This window comes from Pseudoalteromonas sp., assembly GCF_036960685.1.
Lineage (GTDB): Bacteria > Pseudomonadota > Gammaproteobacteria > Enterobacterales > Alteromonadaceae > Pseudoalteromonas.
The window spans coordinates 470,566-476,778 of sequence record NZ_JBALXK010000001.1 but is presented as its reverse complement, the minus strand read 5'-3'; the positions used below and the strand labels follow the sequence as shown (position 1 = coordinate 476,778).

The 6,213-nt window shown below is 41.2% G+C and carries 6 protein-coding genes; 1 reads left to right on the top strand and 5 read right to left on the bottom strand.

Annotation, left to right across the window (positions count from 1 at the left end; translation table 11 throughout):
* Nucleotides 1–76: 76 nt before the first annotated feature.
* Nucleotides 77–1,390, bottom strand: coding sequence for a peptidoglycan DD-metalloendopeptidase family protein (locus V7783_RS02180; RefSeq protein ID WP_335677327.1), 1,314 nt, complete (start codon nucleotides 1,388–1,390; stop codon nucleotides 77–79).
* A 150-nt stretch (nucleotides 1,391–1,540) separates the two neighbouring features.
* Between V7783_RS02180 and tyrS the strand changes: the two genes are divergently transcribed.
* Entirely contained in the window at nucleotides 1,541–2,740 is a 1,200-nt protein-coding gene (tyrS, locus tag V7783_RS02175) for a tyrosine--tRNA ligase (RefSeq protein ID WP_335677326.1), read from the top strand.
* Between the two features lie 75 nt (nucleotides 2,741–2,815).
* Here the strand turns inward: tyrS and V7783_RS02170 are convergent, their stop codons facing one another.
* From V7783_RS02170 to folE2, 4 genes are all read right to left on the bottom strand, one after another.
* The gene (locus tag V7783_RS02170; protein WP_335677325.1) at nucleotides 2,816–3,763 is read right to left on the bottom strand and encodes a cobalamin biosynthesis protein CobD/CbiB; all 948 of its coding nucleotides are present in this window, start codon (nucleotides 3,761–3,763) and stop codon (nucleotides 2,816–2,818) included.
* A gap of 1 nt (nucleotide 3,764) precedes the next feature.
* On the bottom strand, nucleotides 3,765–4,472 hold the full coding sequence (mtnN, locus tag V7783_RS02165; protein ID WP_335677324.1) for a 5'-methylthioadenosine/S-adenosylhomocysteine nucleosidase: 708 nt from the start codon (nucleotides 4,470–4,472) through the stop codon (nucleotides 3,765–3,767).
* Between the two features lie 103 nt (nucleotides 4,473–4,575).
* Entirely contained in the window at nucleotides 4,576–5,169 is a 594-nt protein-coding gene (locus V7783_RS02160) for a DUF2726 domain-containing protein (RefSeq protein WP_335677323.1), read from the bottom strand.
* Nucleotides 5,170–5,261: 92 nt separating this feature from the next.
* Complete coding sequence (gene folE2, locus V7783_RS02155; protein WP_335677322.1) at nucleotides 5,262–6,182, bottom strand: GTP cyclohydrolase FolE2; 921 nt, start codon at nucleotides 6,180–6,182, stop codon at nucleotides 5,262–5,264.
* Nucleotides 6,183–6,213 lie beyond the last annotated feature (31 nt).

Here is a 6,213-nt window from a genome sequence, read left to right as displayed (position 1 = left end):
ACCGCTGACCGCTGACCGCTGACCGCTGACCGCTGACCGCTGACCGCTGACCGCTGACCGCTGACCGCTGACCGCTTTACTTAAGCGCTAGCTGTAGCTCTCGATTACGCTCTAGCTGTGCTAAGAAAGTGTCTGCAATCGGTTTAAACTTAGCAAGTTCCGCGCGTGGTAACGGCTCAGACTTAGGTAGTTTAACCGTTTTAGGGTTACGGTGAACGCCGTTAACCAAAAACTCATAGTGTAAGTGAGCGCCGGTTACTCGACCGGTTGCGCCTACAGTACCAATTTTTTGGCCTTGCTTAACTTTTTGGCCGGTTTTAACTGCACGTTTATTTAAGTGTAAGTACTTAGTTACATACTGTGTGCCATGGCTAATAAAGACATAGTTACCGTTATATTTACTGTAACCTGATTTAATTACTTTACCATTACCAGATGCAACAACAGGCGTACCTGTGCGTGCAGCGTAATCAATACCGTTATGTGGTTTTACGGTTTTAGTTACTGGGTGCAAGCGGCGTGGGTTAAAGCTTGAACTAATATATTTAAAGTTAACCGGAGCACGTAAAAATGCTTTTTTCATACTGCGGCCTTCAGGTGTATAAAAGGTATCATCGCTGTGGCGAATTGCCGCAAAACGTTGACCCTGATTTATAAACTCGGCGGCAATAATTTTACCCGTACCAATAAATTCACCATCAACATAATGTGATTCATAAATTAAACCGAACTGATCGCCTTTACGAATATCGTTGGCAAAATCCACATCCCAACCAAAAATATCAGCAAAGTTCATTATTTGGCGCTCGCTTAAGCCTGCCGCAATACCTGAGGTCCAAAAGCTATTGGTTATTTCGCCACCGGTTGATTTAGTAAGGGTCTCGATTTCTTTACTATCGATTGATGTGTCGTAGTTACCTTCTTCGTTTAAAGTTACAAACAAGGTATCTGTTTTTGATATCACATAACGTAATTGCGCTAAAGAGCCATCTTCAGCGGTGGCAAAACTAAGTGTTTCACCTGGGTGAATTTTAGTTAGTTTGCGAGTTTCTGCATTGGTGTTAAGTAATTTATGAACGGTTTGCGCGTTAAAACCGGCGCGCTTGAAGATAAGTGCTAAATTGTCACCGTTCTTTACTTCAAAATCGATTAGATCATATTCTGGTAATTTTGCTGCGTCAGCTTGCGAATTTAATTCAGTTAATTGTTCAACGTCATCAACTTTAATTTGTAATTCGTAGCGTTTGCCAATTTCTAGCGCATCAGCACTATTGTCTTTAGAGGCGGTCGCTTTTTCTGAAGGAATGAGTGTTAAAGCAGCAATAGCAGAAACCAAGCCTAGAATAAGCAATTTGTGTTTTTTCGGGAGTTTGTGCACAACGCGGACCATAACGTGCCTTTTCCTGCTGTCAAGATAATTAATCACTAATATTGCAGGATATACTTAATAAAGCGTTAATACCAGTGTTTTGTAGATTTAAACTGGCGCTGATTTACGCTAGAATCACCAGATTGACTGAATTTTTTGGAGTAATACACAGTGGATTTACAAACCGCTCTAGCAGAGATAAAACGCGGTGCCGAAGAAATACTAATTGAAGACGAGTTAGTTGAGAAACTAAAGTCTGGTAAAAAGCTAAAGATCAAGGCGGGTTTTGATCCAACAGCACCAGATTTACACTTAGGCCACACAGTACTAATTAATAAAATGAAAACCTTCCAAGACTTAGGTCATGAAGTGATTTTCTTAATTGGTGATTTCACTGGCATGATAGGCGACCCAACGGGCAAAAATGTCACTCGTAAGCCGCTGACTCGTGATGATGTATTAGCAAATGCTGAAACATATAAAGAACAAGTATTTAAAATTCTTGATCCGGCTAAGACCACCGTTGCCTTTAATTCCACCTGGATGGAAAATTTAGGCGCTGCAGGTATGATCAAGCTAGCAGCACGACAAACTGTTGCGCGTATGCTAGAACGTGATGATTTTAAAAAGCGTTATGCTGGCGGACAATCAATTGCGATTCATGAATTTTTGTATCCATTAGTGCAAGGCTGGGACTCAGTGGCGCTTGAAGCTGATGTTGAACTTGGTGGTACTGACCAACGTTTTAACCTGTTAATGGGTCGTGAGCTGCAAAAAGACGAAGGACAAAAACCACAAACCGTATTAATGATGCCTTTGTTAGAAGGTACTGACGGTGTGCAAAAAATGTCTAAGTCGTTAGGTAACTACATTGGTATTACTGATGCACCGAATGATATGTTTGGCAAAATCATGTCTATTAGTGATGAGCTAATGTGGCGCTACTATGATTTGCTAAGTAGCTTATCAATTGACGAAATTGCAGCGCTCAAAGATAAAGTCGCGCAAGGCACTAACCCGCGTGATATCAAAATTGACTTAGCAAAAGAAATGATTGCTCGTTTTCATAGCGATGAAGCAGCCACTGGCGCGCATGATGACTTTATCAAACGTTTTCAAAAAAATGCCTTACCAGATGATATCCCAGATATGACAGTAACGATTGATGAAGAAACTGTTTTTATTACTAACTTGCTTAAAGAAGCAGGATTAGTGGCAAGTACTTCAGAAGCGATGCGCATGATCAAACAAGGCGCAGTTAAAATCAATGGCGAAGAAAAAGTCACTGATACTAAGCTGGAAATTGCTAAAGGCACGACGGCTATTTATCAAGTTGGTAAACGTAAGTTTGCCAATATTACCTGTGCTTAATGGGTAAAGAATGAAAATTCAGTTAGGTATTTAATTACAAAAACCAGCCTCGGCTGGTTTTTTTCTATTTGTTATTCATGCAATTATTTTAACCAGCTCAATCCCAAAGATCACTAATAACCAAAAACCACGGGCTTGGTTGAGGCGATTGAGAAGTACCGGAATATCATCGGCCTGCGGTAAACGCTCTGTGCCAATTCGCATTTTATCAAAACGACTACCTTTATACATAGCAGGCCCACCTAGTTGCACACCAATCGAGGCTGAGCAGCAACTGAGTAACCAACCACTGTTGGTTTGATAAAAGTGCCGACCATAATGCTTGATATAATGAATGCTCAACTTACTCGCTTTACTCGCTGCAATAGTCAGTGCTAACAGTCGGGTGGGCAGCCACTCAATAAAAAATAATAACCAGCTCAGTGATGTTAAGAATGGGCTGTTAGGCAACCTATCTCTGCGCCACGCTTGATGAATTAAGGTTAGCAAGCGATAAGCCAGTGCAGCCATTGGGCCAAGCAATAAGTAAATAAATATAACACTAAAATAGTGACGAGCAACTCTGAGGATCAGGGTTTCCATAACCGCTTTGCAAATCCCAGGATTTGATAATTTATCAACTTGACGGGCAAGTAAGGGCTTTAATAACTCGCGAGCTGTGGCTTTTTGATTTTGCTTAAGCAATCGAGCAATACGAAGTGCTTTGCTTTCTACCGTTCGCCATTCAAGGCTTAAGTAAAGGATTAATCCTGCTAAAAGTTCTGGGTAGTAGGCAAATTCAACCAGCAAGATCACTAAAGTCATGATCACTAAAAGTACTAAAATGAAACACAGCGAAGAGGATAAGTATTGGTAACTAGCGGCTTCTTTTTTGCGATAAACACGTTTGCCGAGTGCGTTAAATACTCCGCTCAAAAAGGTATTCGGGTGATACCAGCTCACCAAAGGTAAAAAGCGCTCACCAAGGAGCGCTAATATAAATACAATAAAGTCCAAATGTTGCTGAACTAAATTGGGCAACACCTTATAGCGTTACCGTTGTTAGTTTTTCTAGTAACGCAACCACCATTTTTGATGAATTAACAGAAGCGGTCTCTAGGTATTCTTCAAACGACTGCGGTGATTCTTTACCAGCAATGTCAGACATTGAGCGGATCACAACAAACGGTGTCTCTAGAGCAAAGCAAGCTTGTGCAATCGCCGCGCCTTCCATTTCTACCGCGAGCATAGTTGGGAAGTCAGCACGGGCTTTATCAATACGAACTGGGTCACACATAAATGAATCACCCGTACAAATTAAACCGACTAAGGTTTTAACATCGCCGATTTGGGCAATACTTTGCTCTGCTGCATCAATTAATTTAGGGTGCGCGGCAAAACCAGCTGGCATTTGTGGAACCTGACCAATCTCATAGCCAAATGCAGTTACATCAACATCGTGATGACGAACTTCTGATGAAATAACCACGTCGCCTACGCTCAGTGATGGATCAAAACCACCGGCAGAGCCTGTGTTGATCACGCAATCAGGCTGAAAATTATCAATCAATAAGGTAGTAGCAATACTTGAGGCTACTTTACCGATACCTGATTGTACTAAAGTCACTGTGTTACCAGCTAATTCACCGGTATAAAAAGTGAAACCAGCTTTAGTTAGAACTTGTGGATTTTGCATTGCTTCACGCAAAATTTTAACTTCTGGCTCCATAGCGCCAATAATACCAACATTCATAATATTTAATTCCTTAGATTGAATGAGATGATTATACGCGAAAATAATAAAAACAAACAAAAAAGCAGGCATTAAAGCCTGCTTTAGTCAATTTTATGACTGCCTATATTTCAGCAAGTGCAGTGGAATGCGCCTTAGCTTGAGAAGGCGATAATACTGCCGGTTTTGTGACCCGGTTGCGAGTAGGGCGAATATTTGCCGCCGCAGGTTTACCAAGCTTAAACATAATCGCATCACGTACTTCTGATGGACGATAACCTGACTTCACTTTCATACGAATATGTGGAATGCCAGCGGCTTCTAATGCGCCATTAACAAACCAATCGCGTTGTGCTTTATGGCCATCTTTGTTGGCGTTATTAACTAAGTCAACAGCCGCCACTATGGTCATTTTGTCTTTGTCGATTAATACATAATCAAGTTGTTTATTTTTGGCTTTTGCGATTGCTGCGCGCTTCGCTTTAGGAGATAAACCTTTTTTACAATCAATAACATCGATTAATTTAACGCGGCTAACAATTTTATATTGGTCGCCCACAGCACGCTCTAAAAGATTAAGAAAAGAACTTTCAACTTGCGTAAAAACACTGGTTTTACGCGTGAAGGGGTAAGGGTTTCCGCCATCGTCGGTAAACTTTGACGCAACAACAGATGCCCCAACAACTAATACTAAAATTGATAATAAAGCGAATTCCATACGGTAACTCCACAACAACAAATTGACACTGTAATTTTAATAGCAATTTACGTGCCCAATTTTTGTAGAGTTACACTTTAATAACTATTAAGTTATGGTTGGTATCCGCCATCAATACCTTTAACGGCAATTGCCACGGCATCATGGGCGTGCAGGGATTCATAATGGTTTATTTGCAACCAGTAATCAGCGTATTGCGCTTCTTCTAAGACGGCTTTGATTTTACGAGCGGCATCTTCGCAGAACATCAAGTTTTGGCCATTTAAACGTGCAAATTCTTGTTCGTCCTCACGCTTAACAGCGGCTTGAACGGGAGTTTTAAGCTCATCTTCTAGTGTGTTGATCAAACTTACAATATCAAATTCAGTGATATTACTATCAAGCTTTATTTTTACATTGGCGATAGAGCGCTGCGAGTGAGGGGTTGCAACAATGCCGTCAGTGCTGCCAAGCCAGTTGAGTATTTGTTCATGATTTAGTGCTTGCTGATCAAATTGCTCTACAAATGCTTGTTGAATAAGCTGTCGCGCTAATGCAGCGGAGCAAGGACAAGTTGATGAATAAGTCACATCAAGGCTTAATTCAAAGCTCAGTACACCGCGGTCAATTTTTGCCTCTATGGTTAACGGGTAGCTTTTCCAACCCGCTTTGCCACTTAAAAGTGACTTTCTGCGCAGTGGCAACTCAAACTTAAACTCTATCTTAGCTTGATCAGATAACCCTTCATGGCTGGAAATAAAGCTATCTAGCGCTTGAGCAATCGTTTGCGGGTTAACTTGTTGCTCGGTTGATAAGGTATCGAGCGCTAAAAACAACCGTGACATATGAATGCCCTTGGCGTCTTCTTTATGTAAGTTTACAAAAGCACGGGCTTTAGCATTGACATGAATAGGTGCAAGATCACGAGATTCAAATATAAAAGGCAGTTCAATATCAGCCATACCAACCCAGTCTAATTTACCTGTTTGTAAGGCGGGCGCTGTATCTGCTATATCGGGCATGTTGCTTTGCATGAAAAATCTCGTAATTGGCAATTGTAAAGCG

What these genes read in the sequence shown, in the direction of transcription:
- V7783_RS02180 (WP_335677327.1), bottom strand. Translation starts at nt 1,390, where the DNA reads ATGGTCCGCGTTGTGCACAAACTCCCGAAAAAACACAAATTGCTTATT.
- mtnN (WP_335677324.1), bottom strand. Translation starts at nt 4,472, where the DNA reads ATGAATGTTGGTATTATTGGCGCTATGGAGCCAGAAGTTAAAATTTTG.
- V7783_RS02160 (WP_335677323.1), bottom strand. Translation starts at nt 5,169, where the DNA reads ATGGAATTCGCTTTATTATCAATTTTAGTATTAGTTGTTGGGGCATCT.
- folE2 (WP_335677322.1), bottom strand. Translation starts at nt 6,182, where the DNA reads ATGCAAAGCAACATGCCCGATATAGCAGATACAGCGCCCGCCTTACAA.